Annotated in this window: 22 protein-coding genes and 3 tRNA genes; 15 read left to right on the top strand and 10 right to left on the bottom strand. The window is 55.3% G+C overall.

The window, feature by feature from the left end:
* The first annotated feature begins 202 nt into the window (after positions 1-202).
* A complete protein-coding gene (locus tag AAH450_RS13725) occupies positions 203-556 on the top strand; it encodes a DUF4156 domain-containing protein (RefSeq protein ID WP_318788535.1) in 354 nt (117 codons plus the stop codon).
* Positions 557-651: 95 nt separating this feature from the next.
* Here the strand turns inward: AAH450_RS13725 and epmB are convergent, their stop codons facing one another.
* Positions 652-1680, bottom strand: a complete 1029-nt coding sequence (gene epmB / locus AAH450_RS13720; RefSeq protein WP_342910707.1) for an EF-P beta-lysylation protein EpmB — start codon at positions 1678-1680, stop codon at positions 652-654.
* A 41-nt stretch (positions 1681-1721) separates the two neighbouring features.
* Here epmB and efp point away from each other — a divergent pair, with 41 nt between their 5' ends.
* The 3 genes from efp (at position 1722) to AAH450_RS13705 (ending at position 2723) form a co-directional block, all read left to right on the top strand.
* Positions 1722-2288 (top strand): elongation factor P, encoded by a 567-nt coding sequence (gene efp / locus AAH450_RS13715; RefSeq protein WP_034891518.1) that lies wholly within the window; start codon positions 1722-1724, stop codon positions 2286-2288.
* Between the two features lie 58 nt (positions 2289-2346).
* Positions 2347-2478, top strand: coding sequence for an entericidin A/B family lipoprotein (locus AAH450_RS13710; RefSeq protein ID WP_306208433.1), 132 nt, complete (start codon positions 2347-2349; stop codon positions 2476-2478).
* Positions 2479-2588: 110 nt separating this feature from the next.
* Positions 2589-2723: an entericidin A/B family lipoprotein gene (locus AAH450_RS13705; RefSeq protein WP_318788537.1), complete on the top strand. Its 135-nt coding sequence runs from the start codon at positions 2589-2591 to the stop codon at positions 2721-2723.
* A 35-nt stretch (positions 2724-2758) separates the two neighbouring features.
* Here AAH450_RS13705 and AAH450_RS13700 read toward each other — a convergent pair whose 3' ends face one another.
* The 5 genes from AAH450_RS13700 to frdA all read right to left on the bottom strand — a co-directional run bounded on the left by AAH450_RS13700 (position 2759) and on the right by frdA (position 6636).
* Positions 2759-3286 (bottom strand): lipocalin family protein, encoded by a 528-nt coding sequence (locus tag AAH450_RS13700; protein ID WP_342910706.1) that lies wholly within the window; start codon positions 3284-3286, stop codon positions 2759-2761.
* 72 nt (positions 3287-3358) lie between these two features.
* The gene (gene frdD, locus AAH450_RS13695; RefSeq protein ID WP_342910705.1) at positions 3359-3715 is read right to left on the bottom strand and encodes a fumarate reductase subunit FrdD; all 357 of its coding nucleotides are present in this window, start codon (positions 3713-3715) and stop codon (positions 3359-3361) included.
* Positions 3715-4116: a fumarate reductase subunit FrdC gene (gene frdC, locus AAH450_RS13690; protein ID WP_342910836.1), complete on the bottom strand. Its 402-nt coding sequence runs from the start codon at positions 4114-4116 to the stop codon at positions 3715-3717. The genes frdD and frdC overlap by 1 nt, the downstream gene beginning before the upstream one ends.
* An 11-nt stretch (positions 4117-4127) precedes the next feature.
* Positions 4128-4862, bottom strand: a complete 735-nt coding sequence (locus AAH450_RS13685; protein WP_342910704.1) for a succinate dehydrogenase/fumarate reductase iron-sulfur subunit — start codon at positions 4860-4862, stop codon at positions 4128-4130.
* Positions 4855-6636: a fumarate reductase (quinol) flavoprotein subunit gene (gene frdA / locus AAH450_RS13680; RefSeq protein ID WP_318788542.1), complete on the bottom strand. Its 1782-nt coding sequence runs from the start codon at positions 6634-6636 to the stop codon at positions 4855-4857. The genes AAH450_RS13685 and frdA overlap by 8 nt, the downstream gene beginning before the upstream one ends.
* 271 nt (positions 6637-6907) lie before the next feature.
* Between frdA and epmA the strand changes: the two genes are divergently transcribed.
* Positions 6908-7885: an elongation factor P--(R)-beta-lysine ligase gene (epmA, locus tag AAH450_RS13675; protein WP_342910703.1), complete on the top strand. Its 978-nt coding sequence runs from the start codon at positions 6908-6910 to the stop codon at positions 7883-7885.
* A 65-nt stretch (positions 7886-7950) separates the two neighbouring features.
* Here epmA and mscM read toward each other — a convergent pair whose 3' ends face one another.
* From mscM to rsgA, 3 genes are all read right to left on the bottom strand, one after another.
* On the bottom strand, positions 7951-11286 hold the full coding sequence (mscM, locus tag AAH450_RS13670; protein WP_342910702.1) for a miniconductance mechanosensitive channel MscM: 3336 nt from the start codon (positions 11284-11286) through the stop codon (positions 7951-7953).
* A gap of 9 nt (positions 11287-11295) precedes the next feature.
* Positions 11296-12195 (bottom strand): archaetidylserine decarboxylase, encoded by a 900-nt coding sequence (asd, locus tag AAH450_RS13665; RefSeq protein WP_318788544.1) that lies wholly within the window; start codon positions 12193-12195, stop codon positions 11296-11298.
* Between the two features lie 106 nt (positions 12196-12301).
* Complete coding sequence (gene rsgA, locus AAH450_RS13660; RefSeq protein WP_342910701.1) at positions 12302-13363, bottom strand: small ribosomal subunit biogenesis GTPase RsgA; 1062 nt, start codon at positions 13361-13363, stop codon at positions 12302-12304.
* Between the two features lie 95 nt (positions 13364-13458).
* Here rsgA and orn point away from each other — a divergent pair, with 95 nt between their 5' ends.
* The 4 genes from orn to AAH450_RS13640 all read left to right on the top strand — a co-directional run bounded on the left by orn (position 13459) and on the right by AAH450_RS13640 (position 14457).
* Positions 13459-14004 carry an oligoribonuclease gene (orn, locus tag AAH450_RS13655; RefSeq protein ID WP_318788546.1) on the top strand — a complete coding sequence of 182 codons (546 nt, stop codon included), beginning with the start codon at positions 13459-13461 and terminating at the stop codon, positions 14002-14004.
* A 159-nt stretch (positions 14005-14163) separates the two neighbouring features.
* Positions 14164-14239 (top strand) — tRNA-Gly (locus AAH450_RS13650).
* 33 nt (positions 14240-14272) lie between these two features.
* A tRNA-Gly gene (locus tag AAH450_RS13645) sits at positions 14273-14348 on the top strand.
* 33 nt (positions 14349-14381) lie between these two features.
* Positions 14382-14457 (top strand) — tRNA-Gly (locus AAH450_RS13640).
* A gap of 304 nt (positions 14458-14761) precedes the next feature.
* Here the strand turns inward: AAH450_RS13640 and queG are convergent.
* Positions 14762-15898 (bottom strand): tRNA epoxyqueuosine(34) reductase QueG, encoded by a 1137-nt coding sequence (queG, locus tag AAH450_RS13635; RefSeq protein WP_342910700.1) that lies wholly within the window; start codon positions 15896-15898, stop codon positions 14762-14764.
* Between queG and nnr the strand changes: the two genes are divergently transcribed.
* From nnr to hfq, 6 genes are all read left to right on the top strand, one after another.
* On the top strand, positions 15897-17414 hold the full coding sequence (gene nnr / locus AAH450_RS13630; protein ID WP_342910699.1) for a bifunctional ADP-dependent NAD(P)H-hydrate dehydratase/NAD(P)H-hydrate epimerase: 1518 nt from the start codon (positions 15897-15899) through the stop codon (positions 17412-17414). The genes queG and nnr overlap by 2 nt on opposite strands.
* A gap of 2 nt (positions 17415-17416) precedes the next feature.
* Positions 17417-17893 carry a tRNA (adenosine(37)-N6)-threonylcarbamoyltransferase complex ATPase subunit type 1 TsaE gene (gene tsaE, locus AAH450_RS13625; protein WP_342910698.1) on the top strand — a complete coding sequence of 159 codons (477 nt, stop codon included), beginning with the start codon at positions 17417-17419 and terminating at the stop codon, positions 17891-17893.
* Positions 17890-19542, top strand: a complete 1653-nt coding sequence (amiB, locus tag AAH450_RS13620) for an N-acetylmuramoyl-L-alanine amidase AmiB (protein WP_342910697.1) — start codon at positions 17890-17892, stop codon at positions 19540-19542. Before tsaE ends, amiB begins: the two co-directional genes overlap by 4 nt.
* Before the next feature lie 74 nt (positions 19543-19616).
* On the top strand, positions 19617-21545 hold the full coding sequence (gene mutL / locus AAH450_RS13615) for a DNA mismatch repair endonuclease MutL (protein WP_342910696.1): 1929 nt from the start codon (positions 19617-19619) through the stop codon (positions 21543-21545).
* Positions 21538-22488 (top strand): tRNA (adenosine(37)-N6)-dimethylallyltransferase MiaA, encoded by a 951-nt coding sequence (gene miaA, locus AAH450_RS13610; protein ID WP_342910695.1) that lies wholly within the window; start codon positions 21538-21540, stop codon positions 22486-22488. Before mutL ends, miaA begins: the two co-directional genes overlap by 8 nt.
* Before the next feature lie 102 nt (positions 22489-22590).
* Complete coding sequence (gene hfq / locus AAH450_RS13605; protein WP_306208402.1) at positions 22591-22899, top strand: RNA chaperone Hfq; 309 nt, start codon at positions 22591-22593, stop codon at positions 22897-22899.
* Positions 22900-23091 lie beyond the last annotated feature (192 nt).

Genomic DNA, 23091 nt, shown 5'->3' with positions numbered 1-23091 from the left:
TCGCAGACAAAAGGTTCAGCTCGCTGATAAACCCCCGTTTTTTAAACGGGGGTTTTTCTTTTTGGGGGGAAAATAGTAAAGTTATGGCGCAAGAAGTAACCCGAACAATGATTTATCTGTTTTTGGGCAACGGAAGCTTACCCAAAGTGCTCAAATTCCGGTACGCTCAGAACTGACTCTGATGATAATAATGGGGATTAAAATGCGGACTAACGTCTTGCTGGGATTTTCTCTGGCAGCCGTGCTGCTGGCAGGCTGTAGCAGTACTTCTAACAAGTTGAGTCCTGCGGGTCAACGCGTCACCTTCACTGACCAGCAACCAGCAAAAGAGTGTCAGATGCTGGGCAACCTGACCGGCGAACAGAGTAACTGGTTTAGCGGTGCAGGCGGCGGCGAAAGCAGCTCGCTGCGTGGCGCCGCTAACGATCTGCGCAACCGTGCGGCAGAGATGGGCGGCAACGTGATTTATGGCGCCACCAGCCCAACGCAAAATATCTGGTCAAGCTTTGCCCCGCTGGACAGCAAGATGAGCGGCCAGGTCTATAAGTGCCCTTAATGGCACCGGATAAGCGCCAGGCAACATAGCCAGAATGCTTAAAAGTGAACAGGGGAGGATCGATGATCCTCCCCTGTTGTTTTTCAGGCCGGGTATTAAACTTGTCTGAGCTGTAAATCCAGCGGCGTTTTACTTGGCTCGCCACCAATCTCCCTGGCCAGTTTTGGCACCAGATAGCCCGAGACCCGGCCCAGCAGATCGCGCATGATGGCCCTGGCCTCGTCGTCAGAGACGTAAAAGTGCGCCGCACCCTGGACTTTATCCAGCACGTGCAGGTAATAGGGCAGCACACCGGCATCAAACAGCGCATTACTCAGCTCTGCCAGCGTGACGGCGTTATCATTGATATTACGCAGCAGAACGCTCTGGTTAAGCAGGGTTACGCCCGCCTGCTTCAGCTGATGCAGCGCAGCGCGCAGCTCATCATCCATTTCCTGCGCGTGGTTGATATGGGTCACCAGCAGCACCTGCAATCGCGACTGTGCCAGCCGCTGGCAGAGAGCACGCGTGATGCGGCCTGGGATCACTACCGGTAAACGACTGTGGATGCGCAGACGTTTCAGGTGGGGGATCTGCTCCAGTTCGTCAATCAGCCACGCCAGTTCCGCATCTTTTGCCATCAGGGGATCGCCACCGGAGAAAATAATCTCATCCAGTTCTGGCTGCTCTCGGATATACTCCAGGGCTTGCTGCCAGTTGCGCTTGTTTCCCTGGTTATCAGAATAGGGAAAATGGCGGCGGAAACAGTAGCGGCAGTTAACCGCACAGCCGCCTTTGACCAGCAACAGCGCACGATTACGATATTTATGTAATAAACCCGGCACCACGCTGGTCTGCTCATCGAGCGGATCGGTACTGTAACCCGGAGCATCAATAAACTCCTGGCTGGCGGTAATGACCTGTAGCAGGAGCGGATCTTGTGGATTGCCTTTTTGCATTCTGGACGCAAAGGCTCGCGGGACGCGCAGGGCAAACAGACGGCGTGCAGCATTGCCCGCCGTCAGCTCCGGGTGCGAATCGAGGCCTAGCAGTTGCAGTAATTCAGCAGGGTCGGTGATTACATCTGCAAGTTGATGCAACCATTCTTCTCGCGAAGGGGTATTTAGGGTTACAATGTGTGCCATTTTTTTGGCTAAGTACCAGTGTTAAATTGTAGAGGGCCTTTATGGCGACTTATTCTAGCAACGATTTCCGTCCCGGTCTTAAAATCATGTTCGAAGGCGAACCTTACGCTATCGAATCGAGCGAGTTCGTTAAACCAGGCAAAGGCCAGGCTTTTGCTCGCGTGAAAATGCGTCGCCTGCTGACCGGCAGCCGCGTTGAGAAAACGTTCAAATCTACCGACTCCGCCGAAGGCGCAGACGTAGTAGATACCAACCTGAACTACCTGTATAACGACGGTGAGTTCTACCACTTCATGCACCCGGAAACCTTCGAACAGCATCCTGTTGAAGAGAAGACCGTTGGCGATGCGGCTAAATGGCTGCTGGATAATGCTGAATGTATCGTGACGCTGTGGAACGGCAAGCCGATCCAGGTGCTGCCACCTAACTTCGTCGAGCTGGAAATCACTGATACCGATCCTGGCCTGAAAGGCGATACCGCAGGAACCGGCGGCAAGCCCGCTACGCTCTCTACCGGTGCCGTGGTGAAAGTGCCTCTGTTTGTGCAGATTGGTGAAGTTATTCGTGTGGATACCCGTTCAGGTGAATACGTTTCTCGCGTAAAATAACCGCCGGGAAGTGGGCCTGTTTTCAGGCCCTTTTCTTTAATGAAGTGAGCCGATTCAGATGATGAAGTGGATAAAACGCCTTGTTGTCACACTGTTAATGACCAGCGCGCTCAGCGCCTGTAATACCTTCCACGGTTTTGGTGAGGACGTCCAGCACCTGGGTGGCGCCATCTCACACGCGGCCAAATAATCTCTTCGTTTCCTAAAATGTCCTTTTTATTGCTCCCATCAAGCGCAAGTGGCTGAATTACGGCTATGCTTTGATTGCAGTACTTTACTTCACCTTAAAAGGACATTCCCATGTTAAAGAAAAGTATTATTTCGATTCTTTCTGTTCTGGTGCTCTCTTCAGTGCTCACAGCCTGTAATACTACGCGTGGCGTGGGTGAAGATGTCTCTGCCGGTGGGCAGGCGATTCAGCGAACCGCTCAGTAATCCTGGGTGCCGGTGCGCTGCACCGGCCTCATTCGTTAGTGCGTCTGCTTCACCCAAATCAGCTTATCTACAGCAAACCCATCCGTTCGTGCTTTCTCCAGCAGAGATGTTTTAACCTGGTCGCTAATCTGCGGCGTGCGGGAGAGGATCCATAAATAATCTCTGTTAGGCCCGCAAATCAGCGCATGCTGATAGGCGCTGTCCAGTGCAATGACGTTATAGCCACCGTAAAACGGGCCGAAGAACGAAACCTTCAGCGCGGCCCGGCTCGGCTGTCCGGTAAAATAGGCTTTCCCCTCGCTCTCCTGCCAACGCTGTTTTTTGGTGTTATAGCCGCGGTTCACCACTTTTAAGCCGCCATCATCCCGTTTGCTGTAGGTGGCAGTGACGTGATCCAGACCCCGCTCAAAGGGATGATTCAGCCTGGCAATTTCATACCAGCTTCCCAGATAGAGGTCAGCGTTAAATCCTTCGATCGGCGTTACGCCTTTGGGCGGCGTGGTGCTACAGGCTACCGAGAGCAGGGCACCCGTGCCCGCCGCCAGAAATTTCCACAGAGACATAAGCTATTCCTTTATGTATGAATAGCTTGAGTATAGAAGGTTTTTAGCAGGCGGCGGTATACCGCCTGAGATTTACAGCGTAATCACACCCAGGGCGGTGACCACGGAGAGGATCGCTGCAAGCCCATAAAATACCCATTTCCCGGCAGGAACGTGCAGGTTGAGGTCATGCATACCGTGATGAAGTCGGTGCAGGCCACACCAGAGCGGCAGCACAATCACCAGGAAAAGAAAGAGACGCCCCGGTAAAGACTGTGCCGCATGCAGCAGGCGCTCGTAGCTCAGCCCGCTTTCGGTGCCAATACCCAGCGGCAAAAGGATGCCTGCCAGCAAAACCATGACTGGCGAGACAATTGCAGCCCACATGCCGCCTGCCCCAAACAGACTCCAGAAAATCGGCTCATCTGAACGTGTTGTCAGCTTTTTCATTACTGCTCCTGTATCACTACCCAGGTCAGCAGGATCAGGCTGACCAGAATCATTACCGCCCAGAGTCCTTTTACAATCGGACCGGGCGACACTTTTTTCCCGCCCAGCACAAGGATCTGCGCTTTGGGAGCCAGGTCGAACCAGGTTTTGCTGTGCAGCAGGGCGGCAGCCAGCACCAGCATGTTTATCACCAGCATTACCGGGTGCTGCAACAGAGCAACAAAGGCCAGCCAGCTCTGCTCACCCTTTTTCAGCGCAAAAAGCCCGTAAAGCAGCTCCAGACTGAACCAGACGGCAGGAATGGCCGTGGCTTCACGCAGCATATAAAAGCGGTAAAAGCCCAGCTTTAGCCACCAGTTAGCGGCAATTGGTTGATGATAAGGTTTCCTCTTGGTGGTCATCATGCGGCTCCTTATTGCGGTCTGAGGGTGGCAATCATAAAGTCTTTGGTGCTTTCCACTTTGCTCTGCTGAATAGCGGCAGCCGGGTCGACATGTTTGGGGCACACTTCTGAACAGTAACCCACAAAGGTACAGGGCCAGACGCCGTTATCGCCGTTGAGCAGCGGCATACGCTGCGCCCGGCCTTTATCCCGATTATCGAGGTTATAACGGTGCGCCAGGGTAATAGCGGCTGGCCCAATGAACTCGGGATTTAAACCAAACTGTGGGCAGGCGGCATAGCAGAGGCCGCAGTTGATACAGCCGGAAAACTGGTGATATTTTGCCATCTGCGAGGGTGTTTGCCGGTTAGGGCCTTTTGCCGCCTCACGCGGATTACCAATAATCCACGGTTTGATCGCTTCCAGGCTTTCGATAAAGCGGCTCATATCCACAATCAGATCCCGTTCAACGGGAAAATGGGCCAGCGGCGCAACTTTTATTCCTTGCGGGTAGTGGCGCAGAAAAGTTTTGCACGCCAGCTTGGGTACACCGTTCACCATCATGCCGCAGGAGCCGCATATCGCCATTCTGCATGACCAGCGCCAGGAGAGATCGAAAGCCAGGTTATCTTTGATATAACCCAGCGCGTCCAGCAATGAGGTCTGGTCATCCCAGGGAACCTCGAAAATTTCATTGCGCGGCAGCAGATCGGTTTCCGGATCGTAGCGCTGAATATCGATTCTACAGCGGGTGAGTTCAGCCATGAGTAGCCTCCTTGTTTTCCGCCTCTGCGCCATACAGGCGTTGTGCAGGCGGCAGGCGGGTGATGTTCACCTTATCCCAGGCAATAACGGGCGCGCCTGCGGGGGTGTAGTAGCTCAGCGAATGTTTAAGGAACTGCTCATCATTACGCGTGGTACAACCTTCATCCAGACGCTGGTGCGCCCCTCTGGACTCTTTGCGCTGCATAGCCGAGTGCGCCATGCATTCCGCTACGTTAAGGCCATGACCAAGTTCGATGCTGTAAAGCAGTTGGGTGTTGTAAACGCTGCTGGTATCGCTGATATGCACCTGTCTGAATCGTTCCTGTAGCTCGGCCAGTTTATCGATGGTTTTCTGCATCAGCTCAGGCGTACGGTAAATGCCGCATCCTTCTTCCATTGCCAGGCCCATCTCATCGCGCAGAGCAGACCAGCTCTCCTTACCCTGCTGATTGACCAGACCTTTTAAGCGGCTTTCGCAATCCCTTGCCTGAGCCTCTACCACGCTGTTGGATTTAGCCGGATGTTGCAGGGCATGCGCGGCGGCATTTTCCCCGGCTAAGCGGCCAAAAACAGCCAGCTCAGCCAGCGAGTTGGAACCCAGCCGGTTGGCGCCATGCAGCCCCACGGACGAGCATTCACCCACGGCGAACAGCCCGGAAATGCGCGTTTCACACTGGGTATTGGTTTCTATGCCTCCCATGGTGTAATGCGCGGTAGGTCTGACGGGAACAGGGGCCTGAGCCGGATCCACGCCGATGTAGGCCTTGCTCAGTTCACAGATAAAGGGCAGCCGTTCATGCAGCTTCTTCTCGCCAAGGTGACGCAGATCAAGATGAACCACGTCTCCGCGCGGCGTAGCGATGGTGTTGCCTTTCTGCCATTCATGCCAGAAAGCCTGAGAAACTTTGTCGCGCGGACCCAGCTCCATATATTTATTTTTCGGCTGGCCCAGTGGGGTTTCCGGCCCCATGCCATAATCCTGTAGGTAGCGATAACCGTGCCTGTTGACCATAATGCCGCCTTCGCCCCGGCAGCCTTCGGTCATCAGGATCCCCGATCCGGGAAGCCCGGTGGGATGGTACTGCACAAACTCCATGTCACGCAGCGGCACGCCATGACGCAGCGCCATTCCCATGCCGTCGCCGGTGACAATGCCGCCGTTGGTGTTATAGCGATAGACTCTGGCAGCGCCGCCGGTGGCCAGCACTACCGCCGCAGCATGGATCTGCATCAGCGTGCCTTCCATCATATTCATCGCCACCAGACCGCGCGCTTCGCCTTCATCAACCAGTAAATCGAGCACGAAATGCTCGTCGAAACGCTGGATTTGCGGATATTTCAGCGAGGTTTGATAGAGCGTATGCAGCATATGAAAGCCTGTTTTATCCGCAGCAAACCAGGTACGCTCAATCTTCATGCCGCCAAAGCGGCGAACGTTAATCGAACCATCCTCCTTGCGGCTCCAGGGGCAGCCCCACAGTTCAAGCTGCGTCATCTCACGCGGGCAGTGTTCAACAAAATAGTCGACCACATCCTGCTCGCACAGCCAGTCACCGCCTGCAACAGTGTCCTGAAAATGCAGGTCGAAACTGTCATGGGCCTGAGTAACGGCGGCAGAGCCGCCTTCAGCGGCAACCGTGTGGCTGCGCATGGGATAGACTTTGGAAACCAGCGCAATAGAGAGGGTGGGGTTCGCTTCGGCAGCGGCAATGGCGGCGCGCAGGCCCGCCCCGCCAGCGCCGACAATGACCAGATCGGCAGTACAAGTGTGCACGGTGTTCTCCCTGTCAGACTGTCAGAGTGGAAAAAAGGATAAGCCCTTATTTTTTCCAGGGACATCAGTATAAAACTGTCCATCACCGCTAAACTTGATATGTTCCGGTATTTGGTTGCGAAATAAACAGAAAAAACGGGAGCGGCGTCAGGGTTTTTACGCGCTGTTGGTCAGACTGTTTACCGCCCCAAGGGAATTTCTCCGCGCAGATTTGTGTGTTCCTGCCGGTACAGGTAGACTGCTTCACCCTGTCTGATGAGGAGTAAAAACGATGAGCGATACGGCCAGCTGGCTGCCGAGCGCACCCATTGCCAATTTGTTGAAGCGTGCGGCGATTATGGCGGAAATTCGGCGATTTTTTGCCGATCGTGGGGTATTAGAAGTAGAGACCCCCGCTATGAGCCAGGCTACGGTGACCGATGTTCATCTGTTTCCTTTCCAGACCCGTTTCGTCGGGCCAGGCGCGGCGCAGGGGCTGGATCTCTATCTGATGACCAGCCCGGAATACCATATGAAGCGTCTGCTGGCGGCGGGAAGCGGCCCGATCTTTCAGCTTTGCCGCAGCTTCCGTAACGAGGAAGCAGGGCGCCACCATAATCCTGAATTTACTATGCTCGAATGGTACCGCCCGCACTACGATATGTACCGGCTGATGAACGAGGTGGACGATCTGTTACAGCAGGTGTTGGAGTGCGCGCCCGCAGAAACGCTCTCTTACCAGCAGGCTTTTCTCCGCCACCTGGAGATCGACCCGCTCTCAGCAGACAAAACGCAGCTGCGTGAAGTCGCTGAAAAGCTGGGCGTAGGCGATCTGGCGCGCCGTGAAGAAGACCGCGACACGCTGCTGCAACTGCTGTTTATGATGGGCGTGGAGCCGCAGATCGGTAAAGATAAACCGGCCTTTGTTTATCATTTCCCGGCAAGCCAGGCGGCTCTTGCGGAGATCAGTACTGAGGATCACCGCGTTGCGGAGCGTTTTGAGGTTTACTTCAGGGGAATTGAGCTGGCAAATGGCTTCCGCGAGCTGACCGACAGTCGTGAACAGCGCCAGCGGTTCGAGCAGGATAACCGGAAGCGTGCCGCGCGCGGTCTGCCGCAGCACCCCATTGATACTCATCTGCTGGCTGCGCTGGCACACGGCATGCCGGACTGTTCCGGCGTGGCGTTAGGTGTGGATCGTATTGTGATGCTGGCACTTAAAGCAGAAACGCTGAGTGAAGTGATCGCTTTCTCCGTCGATCGCTGCTGACCGACCGCAGGAGGCGGTTCTCCACCGCCTCCCTTTTCTGACCTCTCATACGGCCTCAGCCCGCTTTACAACCCACCCGACCTGTAAGTTCTTGCTGCGGGCGCGCCGTTTTGCGCAGGCGTCTTGCGGCCAATTGTTTCCATTCGCACCTGGAACGGTGGGAACGGCATCTCCAGCCCATGCTCCTGATAACCGCGAAGGATCAGCTGATGCAGTTCATGGCGTAACGGCATACGGTGACCCATTTCAGCGGCATGAATACGCAGCTCAAACAGCTGTATGCCCTGCTGTAGATCGACCAGATAAACTTCTGCTGGCGGCGTGTCCAGCACGTACTGGCAGCGCTGCGCGGCGGTCAGCAGCACGTTGGTGACCTCTTCACTGTTGGCTTCCGCAGCCGCAGGAATGGTGAGAACCACACGGGTAACCGAGTCCGAGAGTGACCAGTTGATAAACTGCTCGGTGATAAAGGCCTTGTTCGGCACGATAATCTCTTTGCGGTCCCAGTCGGTGATGGTGGTGGCGCGGGTGTTGATTTTGGTGATGCTGCCGGTTAAATCGCGAATGGTGACGGTATCGCCAATGCGTATCGGCTTCTCAAACAGAATGATCAGACCAGAGATAAAGTTGGCGAAGATCTCCTGCAAACCAAACCCTAATCCCACACCCAACGCCGCGACCAGCCATTGCAGCTTCGACCAGTCCACGCCAATCATCGAGAAGCCCACCAGCCCGCCGACAAAAATCAGCACATATTTGGTCAGAGTAGTGATGGCGTAACCGGTGCCCGGCGTCAGGCTTAAGTGTTGCAGCAGCGCCAGCTCCAGCAGCGCGGGCATGTTTCTCACCAGCTGCGTGGTGATGATCAGCACCAGAACCGCAATCAGTACCGACCCCAGCGTGACCGGTTGCAGGCTCTCAACACCCTGCACGGTGGTGCTGGCATCCCAGAGCCGGATGTTTTCCAGGAAACCAAACGCCGAATGGATTTCTGACCAGAGCACGATAACCGAGATCAGGGCGATCAGCGTCAGAATCGAGCGCACCAGCCGCAGCGACTGCGCGCTGATAGCGTCAAGGTCAATCACTGGCTCTTCCACTTCCAGCGTGTCGGAGTTGGTCTGAGAAGTCACGGCCTCCTCTTCCCCTTTTGCCCTTTGCGCCAGGATATCAGCTCGTCGGTTACGGGCACGATCAAAGGCGATACGTCTGCGCTGAATAAGCATCCAGCGACGAATAATGTGGTAGATCACCAGCAGCAGGAACCAGATAGCCACAGAGGTTTCCAGCCTGGCCAGCAGCGCCTGTGCCGTCGCCAGATAACCAATGCAGGAAGCCAGCGCAGCTATCAGGGGGATACAGATCATCAGGTTCCACAGCAGCGTATTGATCAGGTTTTCGCCGTTGCCCTCTTTGTCGAGATAGAGCGGAATGCCTGCCCGTTTCAGGCTGATCGTCACCAGGCTCAGCGCGCCGCAGATCAGAATAAAGCAGAGCCTGCCCAGCGTGGAGGAGAACTGTCTGTCGTCCAGATTATCAAAGCTGATCAATAACATAATCAGCGGCACAACCAGCCCGACACAAAGCGTGTAAAAACGCATCGCGCGGGCAACCCGCGCCTGAGGCCAGCGGAAATGCACAATGAACAGCCCCTGAGAGCGGGCAAAAGAGGCGCTAATCATAAATGCCCACAGCAGCGGCACCGTTGCCGTGACGCCATCGCCAATAGCAACGGCGATAGGGTAGGGCCAGGCGTGTTGCAGCCCGTAGCCCAACGCCATCCAGAGCACTGGCAGGGGCAGGGCAACCAGGATGGACCAGAACACAGTACGCATTGTCAGACCAAAGCGATCCTGGGTGACTTTGCCCACTTTGCTGGCCGAGCGAGCCATAAAATCGCGGTAATGACGGCGGGAGCTAAGGCTGAAGCCCACCATCAACACGGCGCCAAGAATTGGGATCACGGTTTCACGGCTGGTAAACATCATAACCAGCGCGCCGCCCATCTGACCAAGAGTATCCAGAGAAAGCAGGCTTTTCAGATCGCGTGCCAGATCCAGCGGGAAGTTCAGGCTTAACGCATTTACGTCCGCCGTCCAGAACAGATAGCGGTGCGTGGCCTCTTTAACTTCGTGGAGCGCATCTTCCAGCTGCCCATTGGCTACCTTCAGCTTGGTAACCTCCAGGATCAGGTTGTCACAGCCGGAAAGCAAAGAGTTTATCAGCTCACGCTGGGTCTTGATTTGCGCATCAAGAATACGTTTTTGATCGTTGGTGAGCGGGCTGCCATCATCCTGCTTTAGCTTGCGCAGCTGTTGCTGCTGCTCAAGAAGATCTTCATAGCGCAGCCGCTGTACCCGCAGCTCACCCATTTCAATATCAAGCTGCTGGGGTTTGGGCATCTCAGGCAGGCGGGCAACCTGCGCGCGCAGGGCTTCGCCCAGCACGTTAGAGACCCCCAGCCACTGCGACTGTTCGCGAATGGTGCTCAGCGCCTGACGAACCTGAATGGTCTGGTTGGTGGCAGTACGCTGCTGGGAAGCCACAAGGTCCATGCGCTGCGCCTGCTGATTCAGGTCATTGGAAAGCTCGCGGTTGACGCGGAACTGTTTACTGATGTTTTTCGGCAGCTCGCCGCTGTTTTCTGCCAGCTGTTCGGTGCGCTCCAGCGCAATTTCCGCTTCGCGCTGACGGCGGTTGTTGAGCTGGTTACGGAGATCCTGTAGATAGGTATCGAGCTGGGCAGCTTTGCGCTGATGCAGCTCGCTCCGCATTCTGGCCAGCTCCTGGCGATTGTTGGCCGAAAGCTGAGCCAGCTCCAGCTCATCCACTTTGGCTTTTTGCGCGGCGGATTCCGCCTGACGGGCGATAAGCTGAGCCTGCGCCAGCGGCGTGGTACCCGAAGGCTGCCCCTGTAGGCGGCGTTCAATCTCGTTCAGCGCCCGACGCGCTTCCGTCTGCTGCTGGGGAAGCTGGGCCAGAGAGTCGCTGATTTCACGGGCGCGGTCCTGCTCCTGCTGCGCCTGGCGACCCTCTTCCAGCAGCTGGCTGCTGACCTGAAGGATCTCCTGATCCAGTTCGGGTGCCGTGATGGTGGTGCTGAGGGTTTTAGGGCTGTCCGTCAGCGCGACGATCTGCTGACGAAGCTCGCGGGAGAGTTTGGGGAAGCCGTCAATGACCTGCTGATACTCCTCTGAAGCGGCGAGCGATTTATCTCTTTCGTCCAGCCAGTTCAGCGCCGTTTGCAGCGCATCCACGACGTCCGCCTGATTCGGCATATTTTTATCCGACTTCGCCTCGTCAAGCTGTTGCCTGACAGGGGCGGCGTCGGGTGCACTGGCACCCCAGGCTGGCTGGAGAAGGACCCAGCCCAATAAAACAGTAAGAATCAGGCGTAACATGCGTGTCTGCTATGAGTGGTGGAGAACATCTTCTGCACTGGTTTTCTGTAGTGCGATAGCCAGCGTCTGACCCAGGCGCGTGACGGTTTCTGGCGTCAGGCTCTCGGCCAGCTTAACCCGATCTTTGGCGAACAGGTTGATCACTGTAGAACCCAGCTTGAAACGGCCCATTTCCTGACCTTTAAGTAGCACTACCGACTCTTCAGATTCCGCACCCGGCCAGCTCCAGCGTTTGATTACCCCTTCACGCGGCGGCGTTACGGTGCCAGCCCAGACGGTTTCGATGCTGCCGACGATCGTTGCGCCTACCAGAATCTGCGCCATCGGGCCAAATTCGGTATCAAACAGACAGATAACGCGTTCGTTACGGGCAAACAGGTTTGGAATGTTCTGTGCCGTCAGCGGGTTAACCGAGTAGAGATCCCCTGGAACGTAGATCATTTCACGCAGGATGCCGTTGCAGGGCATATGTACCCGGTGATAATCCCTGGGGGCCAGGTAAATGGTCACAAACTCGCCGTCGCGGAACATCTCGGTCATCGCCGCGTTACCCGCCAGCAGCGCTTCCAGCGAATAAGTATGCCCCTTCGCCTGGAAAATCTGGTCGCCATCAATATGACCGCACTGGCTGATCGCGCCGTCGGCAGGCAGTACCAGCAAATTCGGATCGGTTTCAATCGGTCTGGCTTCATCACGCAGTGGGCGGACAAAGAAGTCGTTAAAGGTGCGGTAGCTTGCCGTATCCGGTTTCTGAGCCTCTTTCATATCGACTTTATAGAACCAGACAAAGGTATCGATAACCGCTTTAGTCAGCCAGCCTGCGCGTTTTCCTGCGCCCCAGCCAGCGAGTTCAGTCAGGCCTTTTTTAGGTAAAACAGCGTTCAGGCCGAGTTTAAGACGATCCAACACAGTAGCCTCCTGGCTTGATCAGACAAATAGAGAAACGGGGCGGATTGTAACAGTGCCCTGGTGATTAGGCTATGGCGCCCGCCCGCTGATTGCAGACGGGCCAGTATTAGTCACTGTTTTCTGAAAAAGTACGCCGTGTTTTCAGTTGCATATCAGACATGCTATCCAGAATTCGGTGGTAGCTTTCAAAGCGCGCTTTCGCGATTTCGCCTTTTTCTACAGCTTCACGAATGGCACAGCCGGGATCGTTACCATGTTTACAATCCCGGAACTTACAGTGACCTAAATACTCACGGAATTCGACAAATCCCCGGGTGATTTGTTCCGGTTCAAGGTGCCATAAACCGAATTCGCGCACCCCAGGGGAGTCAATCACATCGCCGCCCTGGGGGAAATGATAGAGACGAGAGGCGGTGGTGGTGTGCTGACCCAGGCCGGAAACATCTGATACGTCATTGGTCAGGATCTCATTGGTGCCCAGCTCCAGCCCCAGCAGGGTATTCAGGAGGCTGGATTTACCTACGCCAGACTGCCCGGCAAAGATGCTGATTCGCCCGGTAAGCGCGGCTTCCAGCTCTTCCAGACCGTTCTTTTGATGGCTGGAAACCATCAGCACGCGGTAGCCAATATTGCGGTAGATCTCCATCTGCTTGTCAACGAACTCACGGCCTTTATCATCCAGCAGATCCGTTTTGTTCAGCACCAGCAGCGGCTCCACCTCGAGCGTTTCACTGGCTATCAGATAGCGATCTATGATGTTCAGCGACAGCTCTGGCAGGATCGCAGAGACAATAATAATCTGATTGAGATTGGCGGCAATCGGCTTCACGCCATCATAAAAATCAGGACGCGTCAGGACGGAGGTGCGTTCATGAACCGCCTCCACAATGCCTTTGACGGTCGCGCCGCCTTGCACACCGGGGCGCCAGAGCACGCGGTCGCCGGTGACCAGCGAACGAATGGTTCGGCGGATGTTGCAGCGGTGTACTGAACCATCCGCATCTTCCACATCAGCGTGCATACCAAAACGGCTAATGACCACACCGTCCCGCGCTTCGCCAAACAGGCTGTCATCGGGTTCTGGTTTATCCGCACGCTGTTTAAGACGGCGGTCGTGGTTGGCACTCACGCGACGTTGCTGACCTTTGGACAGTTTGTTTTTACTCACTCTTCCTCTCACGTTTGGCAGGCTTCGCCCTGACAGGGCAAAACGTTTATGATACACCCTAATGTTTGATGATATAAGCCACGGTGAGGATCCCTATGCCTGCAAATGCCAGTAACCTGATTTGGATTGACCTTGAAATGACCGGGCTGGACCCGGAACAGGATCGTATTATTGAGATTGCCACCCTGGTAACCGATGCCGATCTCAATATTCTGGCGGAAGGCCCGGTCTTTGCCGTGCATCAGTCCGATGCTCAGCTGGCGCTGATGGACGAATGGAATGTCAACACGCACACCAACAGCGGCCTGGTCGAGCGCGTTAAGGCCAGCCAGTATGATGACCGTGCGGCAGAACTGGCGACCATCGCCTTTTTGCAAGAGTGGGTGCCTGCCAACAGTTCCCCCATTTGCGGCAACAGCATCGGCCAGGATCGTCGCTTCCTGTTTAAATATATGCCGGAACTGGAAGCTTACTTCCACTACCGCTACCTTGACGTCAGCACGCTGAAAGAGCTGGCACGCCGCTGGAAGCCCGCTATTTTGCCTGGTTTTAAAAAGCAGGGCACTCACCAGGCGATGGATGATATTCGTGAATCGGTGGCAGAACTGGCTTATTACCGCGAACATTTTATCCAGCTGTAAACCCTGCTGCCTGTGGCTGCTGATTAAATTGCCACTTTGATGATTTAATCAGCAGTCGAGCAAAAAAGAGAAATTTTTTCCGCCAACAGGCTTGCGACAGGGCTGTTTTCTCGTATAATGCGCACCCCGTACCGAGACACTTTTTACTCGTTACGCAGAGCGGGAATAGCTCAGTTGGTAGAGCACGACCTTGCCAAGGTCGGGGTCGCGAGTTCGAGTCTCGTTTCCCGCTCCAAATTGATTTTGTAGTATTGCAGCAGGCACCCAAGCGGGAATAGCTCAGTTGGTAGAGCACGACCTTGCCAAGGTCGGGGTCGCGAGTTCGAGTCTCGTTTCCCGCTCCAAACGTTTGTTGCAGACCGTCACCAGATATCTAAGCGGGAATAGCTCAGTTGGTAGAGCACGACCTTGCCAAGGTCGGGGTCGCGAGTTCGAGTCTCGTTTCCCGCTCCAGTACATCACCCTTCTTTTTTTACAGTCGATTTATCCACAGGGATAAGCCGTCTGCGCGTCGCTTTTTATCACTCTTTGCAAAAGTTCTTTAACAGAGTTATCCACAAGTTAATCCTGTGCACCGCGCCCTCTGCTGTGAAGTAAATAGTTACGTTTATTATTTAAATTCTTGTTTTTGCTACTTATATTAATATTACAAATTGTTATCCGGATCGCTTGTGCTTTCTGTTACGATTGAATGACAACAAGTTTTTATTTTTATGCACAGCGTGTGGACAAGTTTAGCCACAGCTCCGCTGTACACTTATGCATCGCGTGTTAATCCTTTTTCTACTGCCCTTACCAGCCTTTTCTGCTGTCCATTTATCTCTATGGCATTTTCACTGCGGCGGGCTAGCTGCCGCTCAAGCGCCCAGCGAATATGTTCATCCAGCATCGCATTTTCCCCCAGCCTGACCTCCAGCGCGGCAACATTTTCTGCCGACCAGGGCGCATTACCTAACGCCACGGCAATGTTACGCAACCAGCGCAGATGACCAATACGCCGTATGGCTGAGCCTTCCGTTATCCGCAGGAATTTTGCCTCATCCCAGGCAAACAGCTCTGTCAGCGGCGGGGCGTGCAGCACGGCACGAGGGCTGAAGTCCTCTTCATCGGTTAACTGACCATAGCGATTCCAGGGACAGATCAGCTGACAATCATCGCAGCCGTAGATCCTGTTACCAATCAGCGGCCTGAACTCTTCCGGAATTGCGCCCTCCAACTCAATGGTCAGATAGGATATGCAGCGTCTGGCGTCTACTTTATAGGGTTCGACAATGGCATTGGTGGGGCAGATAGTCAGGCAGGCGACGCAGCGCCCACACTGCTCTTCCTGCGGTTGATCAACGGGCAGCGGCAGATCGATAAGCAGCTCGCCCAGGAAAAACCACGAACCCGCTTCACGGTTAAGAATCAGCGAATGTTTGCCTGTCCAGCCCAGTCCCGCTTTTGCTGCCAGCGGCCTTTCCAGAACCGGTGCGGAGTCTACGAAAGGACGGAACTGCGCCTCTGAACAGCGTTCGCGGATCAAGTCTCCGAGCTTTTTCAGTCGATTGCGTAATACTTTATGGTAATCGCGCCCGAGAGCATAGCGGCTGACATAGCCCAGCTGAGGGTTTTTCAGGGTGCTGGCGAAGGCCGCTTTGGCGGGAAGATAATTCATCCGTACGCTGATGACCCGCAGCGTGCCGGGCAACAGTTCATGGGGACGAGCGCGCATCATGCCGTGACGCGCCATCCACTCCATCTCCCCATGATACTGGTTGTCCAGCCAGGCCTGTAGGCGCGGCTCTTCAGGGCTTAAATCTGTATCACAGATACCCACTTGCTGAAAGCCGAGTTCCTGCCCCCACTGTTTAATATCCAGGGCAAGTTGATGGAGATCGAGAGGATGCGACATGACTAACCTAAACCAACAAATTAACCCCACCAGTTTACCCTATTCTGTCTGGCCTGTAGAGGCGATGGCGCAGCTTGAGCAGGAAGCCGCAGATGCGCTGGGCTTAACGCTGTTTGAACTGATGCAGCGGGCGGGCGAAGCGGCTTTTGCCACGCTGCGTAAACAGTGGCCTGACAGCCTTCACTGGCTGATTTTGTGCGGACAGGGGAATAACGGCGGCGATGGGTTTGTGATCGCCAGGCTCGCCCAGTCGGCGGGGCTTTCCGTCACGGTGATCGCCTGCGAAGGCAGCAAACCTCTGCCTGAAGAGGCGGCACAGGCGCGCGATGCCTGGCTGGCGGCAGGCGGCATCATTCACGATCCGGCTACTGCCTGGCCGGAAAAAGTTGATGTGATTGTTGATGCGTTGCTGGGAACGGGGCTAAACCGGTCGCCAGAAGCGCCTTACACCGATCTGATTGATAAAGCGAATGCGCATCGGGCCGATGTTTTTGCGGTAGATATCCCTTCGGGGTTAGTAGCCGCTAACGGTACAGCGCCCGGCGCTGTGATATCCGCCAGGCACACCCTGACGTTTATCGCCCTTAAGCCGGGCTTGTTAACCGGCAAAGCGCGCGATTATATCGGGCAATTGCATTTCCACGCCCTGAGCCTCGACAGCTGGCTTGCCGGGCAGGAGGCGCCTTTCGCACGTTTTGATGCCTCCTCGCTTTCACGTTGGTTGCAGCCCCGCAAGCCCACCTCGCATAAGGGAGATCATGGCAAGCTGGTGATTATCGGTGGCGATCACGGCACCGCTGGCGCCATTCGCATGACGGGAGAGGCGGCGCTGCGCGCTGGAGCGGGGTTAGTGCGAGTACTTACTCACAAAGACAACATTACCCCGCTGCTGACGGCGCGGCCCGAACTGATGGTACAGGAATTAACGGGGCAGGCGATTGATGAGGCGCTGGAGTGGGCGGACGTGATCGTCGTCGGGCCTGGCCTGGGTCAGGGTGAATGGGGAAAAAAAGCGCTGCAAAAGGTGGAAAATTCTCAGAAACCCATGCTTTGGGACGCAGATGCGCTTAACCTGCTGGCAATCAGACCCGATAAACGTCAAAATCGGATAATTACCCCCCATCCGGGTGAAGCGGCTCGCTTGCTGAACGGCAAGACCAGTGAAATTGAGAGTGACCGCTTACATTCAGCCAGAGAATTGGCAAAGCGCTACGGTGGCGTAGTGGTACTGAAAGGGGCGGGCACCCTTATCGCCAGTGAAACCGGTGAGATGGCCTTTGCCGATGTGGGGAATGCAGGCATGGCTTCCGGCGGTATGGGAGATGTATTGTCAGGCATCATTGGCAGCTTGTTAGGGCAAAAGCTCTCACTGTTCGATGCAGCCTGCGCAGGATGCGTAGCCCACGGTGCGGCGGCTGAAGCGGTTTCTGCCCGCTATGGCACGAGGGGAATGGTGGCGACCGATCTTTTTTCCGAGCTGTATCTTTTTGTTAATCCAGAGATTCTGAATAAATAAGCATGAAGACCTGTGTAATCGCATTGCCCGATGAGGCTGCAACCCTCGCTTTAGGTGCCAGTCTGGCCCGTGCCAGTCAGGGCGCGGTGACTCTCTATCTCTATGGCGACCTGGGTGCCGGAAAAACCACCTTCAGCCGCGGTTTCCTACAGGCGTCAGGTCATAAGGGCAATGTCAAAAGCCCTACCTATACGCTGGTGGAACCCTATCTTCTGCCCGACCGGCAGGTTTACCACTTCGATCTCTATCGCCTGGCCGACCCCGAAGAGCTTGAGTTTATGGGCATCCGCGACTATTTCACCGGCGAAAGCATCTGCCTGGTGGAGTGGCCGCAACAGGGCGCTGGCTTCCTGCCGGTGCCGGATATTGAATTATTCCTGACTTATCAGGGCAACGCGCGTCAGGCAAAACTCACCGCCTGTAGCGCCGTTGGGGAAAAGATGGTTCAGCAAGTCGCGTCGGAAAAGGATTGGCAATGAGATTGCGCATAAAGTTTGGTTTGGTACTGGCGCTTTTACTGTCGACATTCAGCACGCTCGCAGCCAATTTATCCGATATCCGGGTCTCCAACGGTGATGACAAAGCCACCGTAACGCTGAGTTTCAGCGGACAGCCTATCTATGGCTTTTTCCCGCTGCATAACCCGGACCGGGTGGTGCTGGATATTCGTCAGAGCGGCGTGGTGAAAGGGCTGCCGCTGAGCTTCAGCGGCGAGAATATTGTTAAGCGCATTCGCTCCAGCCAGCCTAAAGATAATCAAAGTATCCGGCTGGTATTTGAGCTGACCCAGGCGGGCAAAACCCGTGCCGTCACGCAGCGTAACGGCAATAACTACAACGTGGTGTTCACCATCAACGGCACCAGATCCGCCACCACGACAAGCCGTCGTACGGCTGAAGTGAGCAGCGCTTCACGAAGCGTATCCACTTCACCGAAAGAGAACCCTTTTAAAGCCAATCCTGTGACAACCGTTACCAGCGGCAATCAGGTTGTGGTATCTGGCAGTACGCCTCGCTCAGTCAATGAGCAGGTGATTGTGGCGATTGATGCCGGTCATGGCGGTCAGGACCCCGGCGCCATTGGCGCGGGCGGCCTGAAAGAGAAGAATGTGACCATCGCAATTGCCCGCAAGCTCAAGGCGTTGCTGAACGTTGACCCGATGTTCAAAGGGGTAATGACCCGCGATGGCGACTACTTTATCTCGGTGATGGGGCGTTCAGACGTTGCGCGCAAGCAGAATGCCAACGTGCTGGTCTCTGTGCATGCCGATGCCGCACCTAACCGCAGCGCCTCCGGTGCCTCTGTCTGGGTGCTCTCTAACCGTCGTGCCAACAGTGAGATGGCTGGCTGGCTGGAGCAGCATGAGAAGCAGTCTGAGCTACTGGGTGGGGCGGGAGATCTGTTGGCGAACAGCCAGGCAGATCCCTACCTCAGCCAGGCGGTACTGGATTTGCAGTTCGGCCACTCGCAGCGGGTTGGCTATGATGTCGCGGTTAAGGTTATTGCGCAGCTTCAGCGCGTAGGGGCGCTCCATAAGCGTCGGCCGGAACATGCGAGCCTGGGCGTTCTTCGCTCGCCGGATATTCCCTCTCTGCTGGTGGAAACCGGCTTTATCAGTAATCCTTCGGAGGAGCGACTGCTGGGCAGTAGCGCATACCAGCAGAAGATTGCCGAGTCGATTTACAAAGGACTCCGCAACTACTTCCTGGCGCACCCGCTGCAATCTATCCCAAAGGAGGAAAACCGCCCCTTGCAGTCCGCAGCGGCGGTTAATGTTGAACCTAACCCGGCACCTGAATCGACCCAATACACTGGGGCAACTCAGCGCCATGTGGTAAAACGGGGAGAGACGCTTTCCGGCATCGCCGCGCAATATGGCGTGAGTATGTCGACGTTGCGCTCACTCAATACCCTGAAGCGCGATGTTGTCTGGGTTGGGCAGCGATTAAAAGTTCCGGCGGGCGCCAGCGTGGCGAAAGCGCCGACACGGCATAAGGTGGTGCGTGGCGACTCGCTCACCGCTATTGCCGTCCATTATGGCGTCAGCCCGCAGGCGATACAGCAGGCGAATAAAATGAAGTCGCAAAACGTTATGCTGGGGCAGACGCTGACTATTCCGGCTTCGTAAAGCTGGCGGCAGCGTTTCGCTCCCTGACGTTTGCAGGCCGTTCGGGCAATTTCATTTATCACAAGGACTTAACTATGCCGATTCAGGTGTTGCCTCCTCAGCTTGCTAACCAGATAGCCGCTGGTGAAGTGGTGGAGCGGCCAGCGTCGGTAGTCAAAGAGCTGGTGGAAAACAGTCTGGATGCTGGTGCCACACGCATCGATATCGAGATTGATAAGGGGGGCGCGAAGCTGATCCGCATCCGCGACAACGGCAGCGGTATTGGTAAAGATGAGCTGTCGATGGCGCTTGCGCGTCACGCCACCAGCAAAATCACCACGCTGGACGATCTGGAAGCGATTACCAGCCTCGGATTCCGGGGCGAAGCGCTGGCCAGTATCAGTTCCGTATCAAGGCTCACGCTGACCTCGCGCACAGCAACGCAGGCAGAAGCGTGGCAAGCCTACGCCGAAGGCCGGGAGATGGCGGTGACGTTAAAGCCTGCGGCCCACCCGGTGGGAACCACGCTGGAAGTATTAGATCTCTTCTACAACACGCCAGCCCGGCGCAAATTCATGCGCACCGAGAAAACTGAATTCACCCATATAGATGAAATTATCCGCCGCATTGCGCTGGCGCGGTTTGATGTCGCTTTTTCACTGACCCACAACGGTAAATTGATCCGCCAGTATCGCGGCGTGAAAGAGAGCAGCCAGCGAGAACGCAGGCTTGGCGCGATTTGCGGAACGGGTTTTCTGACCCACGCCCTGGCGATTGAGTGGCAGCATGGCGATCTGAGCCTGCGGGGCTGGGTGGCTGACCCTGTGGGATCGCGCACTATTACGGATCTGCAATATTGCTATGTTAATGGCCGGATGATGCGCGATCGGTTGATCAATCATGCCATCCGCCAGGCCTATCAGGACAAGCTGGGAGAGAATCACCAGCCCGCCTATGTGCTCTATCTGGAAATCGATCCGCATCAGGTAGACGTTAACGTCCATCCCGCCAAGCATGAAGTGCGCTTTCATCAGTCACGACTGGTGCATGACTTCATCTATCAGGGGGTCGTGAGCGTACTACAGGAGACGGGCACCCCCGTCAGCGAGACAGAAGATCCTGCCCGCTGGCAGCCTGAAAATCGTCAGGCAGCGGGCGGAAACCATTTCGCCACTCCGGCACCGGCAAACAGGCCAGAGCAGGGCGAGGGTTCAGGCTCTTATGCGCAGGGCGGTTCCGTTAGCCATGGCGCTTCGTCTGTTTCAGACCGACGTGCCACCACGGCTCCTTCATCAGTGTCGGGCGGAACGTCAAAGGCGGGCGCGGCTTCCCCTGTCTGGCAGCGTCAGGAGCCGGGCTACCAGAAAAGGGAAGGGAAAGCCTATCAGCAGCTCCTGCAAACGCCGGAAAGTGCCAGGGTTGAAGAGCCGCTGCCCCAAAAAGCCAGGGAGATGCCGCTCAGCGCTCACAGCCAGAGCTTTGGCCGCGTACTCACGGTGCTCAGGGAGTGCTATGCGGTGGTTGAAGCACAGGAGCGGCTGGCGCTGATCAATCTGCCGGTGGCGGAGCGCTGGCTGAAACAGGCGCAGCTGGAGCCAGGAGTAGAAGGGCTGAAACCGCAGCCGCTGCTGATTCCGGTGCGGCTGAAGATGGAGAAGCCGGAGCGGGAAGCGATAGGGCAGCAGGCCGATTTATTAGCGAGAATGGGCATTGATTTGCAGGCAGATTCGCATCACGTGACGCTTCGTGCCGTACCTTTACCATTACGCCAACAAAATTTACAAAACTTGATTCCAGACCTGTTAGGCTATCTCGCCCGGCAGCAGGATGCGTCGGCAACGCAGGTGGCGCAATGGTTGGCGCGCCATTCTGTCGCAGAGCATCCACACTGGAATCACTCGCAGGCGATTGCTCTGCTGGCTGAAGTTGAACGACTTTGTCCGCAGTTACTGAAATCGCCACCTTCTGGTTTTTTACAGCACATCGATACAGAACTGGCGATGAACGCCCTGAAGCATGAGTGAAACATCCAAGGCTGGCCGGCCAAAGGCAATTTTTTTGATGGGGCCAACGGCTTCCGGTAAAACCGCGCTGGCAATTGCATTACGTCAGCAGCTGCCGGTTGAGTTAATCAGCGTCGATTCGGCTCTGATCTATCGCGGAATGGATATTGGTACTGCCAAACCTTCCGCAGAAGAACTGGCGTTGGCACCCCATCGTTTGCTGGACATTCGCGACCCCTCTGAGGCCTATTCCGCCGCAGAGTTTCGTCGGGATGCGCTGGCAGAAATGGCGGAGATTACCCAAAGCGGCCGTATTCCGTTGCTTGTTGGTGGCACCATGCTCTATTACAAGGCTTTGCTGGAAGGATTGTCGCCGTTGCCCCCGGCGGATCCGGAAGTGCGTCAGCGTATTGAGCAGCAGGCGAATGAAAGGGGGTGGGATGCCCTTCATCGTCAATTATGTGAGATAGATCCCGTTGCTGGAAATCGTATTCATCCGAATGATCCCCAGAGACTCTCGCGAGCACTGGAAGTTTTTTTTATTTCGGGTAAAACTTTAACGGAACTGACTAAAACTGCTGGTGAAGCGTTACCTTACGATGTTGTTCAGTTTGCGATTGCGCCTCAGCATCGCGAAGTGATCCATCAGCGTATTGAGCTGCGTTTTCAGCAGATGTTGGCGTCAGGGTTTGAAGCGGAGGCTCGGGCGTTATACGCACGAGGTGATTTGCATACGGACATGCCTTCCATTCGTTGTGTGGGTTATCGCCAGATGTGGTCATATTTAGCGGGCGAAATCACTTACGATGACATGGTTTATCGGGGAATTTGTGCGACCCGGCAGTTAGCTAAGCGACAGATAACCTGGTTGCGTGGCTGGAAGGAGGTTCACTGGCTGGATAGCGAACAACCGGAAGCCGCACAGGATACGCTGTTACAGGTTCTTAGTGCGAAGCCTGGGTGATTGTGTACAATTAGTGCATTATCCTGCGCAAATTTTTACGCAGTATTTCAGAGCGTTCATGCTCTTAAGTAGTAAACAACAAGCATATAAGGAAAAGATAGAATGGCTAAGGGGCAATCATTGCAAGATCCGTTCTTAAACGCGCTGCGTCGTGAACGTGTTCCGGTTTCGATTTATTTGGTGAATGGTATCAAACTACAGGGTCAGATCGAGTCGTTTGATCAATTTGTAATTTTATTGAAGAACACGGTTAGCCAGATGGTGTACAAGCACGCTATCTCTACTGTTGTTCCGTCCCGCCCGGTCTCCCATCATAGCAACAATACGGGTGGCGGAAGCAGCAACTATCATCATGGCAGCACCCAGGGGGCTTCTACCCAGCCTCAGCAAGAGAGTGACGACGCAGAGTAATGACTGCGCTTCCATGACGGGGGCACCTCTTTAACCAGGTTCCCCGTCCTGGCAGTTCGCCCGAAAGGTTCTTCGCTGACCAGCGAGGCCGTATCGCGCAAAAAAACGCCGTCTGCATCAGCAGGTGCGCATTTAAAATCTGAATTTCACGCAGTATGGCCATCCGTGTAGCAGGTTTAACAAGGTTCTGAG

Source organism: Erwinia magellanica, from assembly GCF_039023495.1.
In the GTDB taxonomy this organism is placed as follows: domain Bacteria; phylum Pseudomonadota; class Gammaproteobacteria; order Enterobacterales; family Enterobacteriaceae; genus Erwinia.
Note: the sequence above shows the minus strand (reverse complement) of the source record. Positions and strands in the feature narration are given on the sequence as shown.

Bases quoted from the DNA above. Each gene is read 5' to 3' on its own strand.
- hfq (WP_306208402.1), top strand. From the start codon at position 22,591: ATGGCTAAGGGGCAATCATTGCAAGATCCGTTCTTAAACGCGCTGCGT.
- epmA (WP_342910703.1), top strand. From the start codon at position 6,908: ATGAGCGATACGGCCAGCTGGCTGCCGAGCGCACCCATTGCCAATTTG.
- queG (WP_342910700.1), bottom strand. From the start codon at position 15,898: ATGTCGCATCCTCTCGATCTCCATCAACTTGCCCTGGATATTAAACAG.
- AAH450_RS13725 (WP_318788535.1), top strand. From the start codon at position 203: ATGCGGACTAACGTCTTGCTGGGATTTTCTCTGGCAGCCGTGCTGCTG.
- orn (WP_318788546.1), top strand. From the start codon at position 13,459: ATGCCTGCAAATGCCAGTAACCTGATTTGGATTGACCTTGAAATGACC.
- miaA (WP_342910695.1), top strand. From the start codon at position 21,538: ATGAGTGAAACATCCAAGGCTGGCCGGCCAAAGGCAATTTTTTTGATG.
- mutL (WP_342910696.1), top strand. From the start codon at position 19,617: ATGCCGATTCAGGTGTTGCCTCCTCAGCTTGCTAACCAGATAGCCGCT.
- frdD (WP_342910705.1), bottom strand. From the start codon at position 3,715: ATGAAAAAGCTGACAACACGTTCAGATGAGCCGATTTTCTGGAGTCTG.
- amiB (WP_342910697.1), top strand. From the start codon at position 17,890: ATGAGATTGCGCATAAAGTTTGGTTTGGTACTGGCGCTTTTACTGTCG.
- tsaE (WP_342910698.1), top strand. From the start codon at position 17,417: ATGAAGACCTGTGTAATCGCATTGCCCGATGAGGCTGCAACCCTCGCT.
- AAH450_RS13700 (WP_342910706.1), bottom strand. From the start codon at position 3,286: ATGTCTCTGTGGAAATTTCTGGCGGCGGGCACGGGTGCCCTGCTCTCG.
- efp (WP_034891518.1), top strand. From the start codon at position 1,722: ATGGCGACTTATTCTAGCAACGATTTCCGTCCCGGTCTTAAAATCATG.
- epmB (WP_342910707.1), bottom strand. From the start codon at position 1,680: ATGGCACACATTGTAACCCTAAATACCCCTTCGCGAGAAGAATGGTTG.
- frdC (WP_342910836.1), bottom strand. From the start codon at position 4,116: ATGACCACCAAGAGGAAACCTTATCATCAACCAATTGCCGCTAACTGG.
- AAH450_RS13705 (WP_318788537.1), top strand. From the start codon at position 2,589: ATGTTAAAGAAAAGTATTATTTCGATTCTTTCTGTTCTGGTGCTCTCT.
- AAH450_RS13710 (WP_306208433.1), top strand. From the start codon at position 2,347: ATGATGAAGTGGATAAAACGCCTTGTTGTCACACTGTTAATGACCAGC.
- mscM (WP_342910702.1), bottom strand. From the start codon at position 11,286: ATGTTACGCCTGATTCTTACTGTTTTATTGGGCTGGGTCCTTCTCCAG.
- AAH450_RS13685 (WP_342910704.1), bottom strand. From the start codon at position 4,862: ATGGCTGAACTCACCCGCTGTAGAATCGATATTCAGCGCTACGATCCG.
- nnr (WP_342910699.1), top strand. From the start codon at position 15,897: ATGACTAACCTAAACCAACAAATTAACCCCACCAGTTTACCCTATTCT.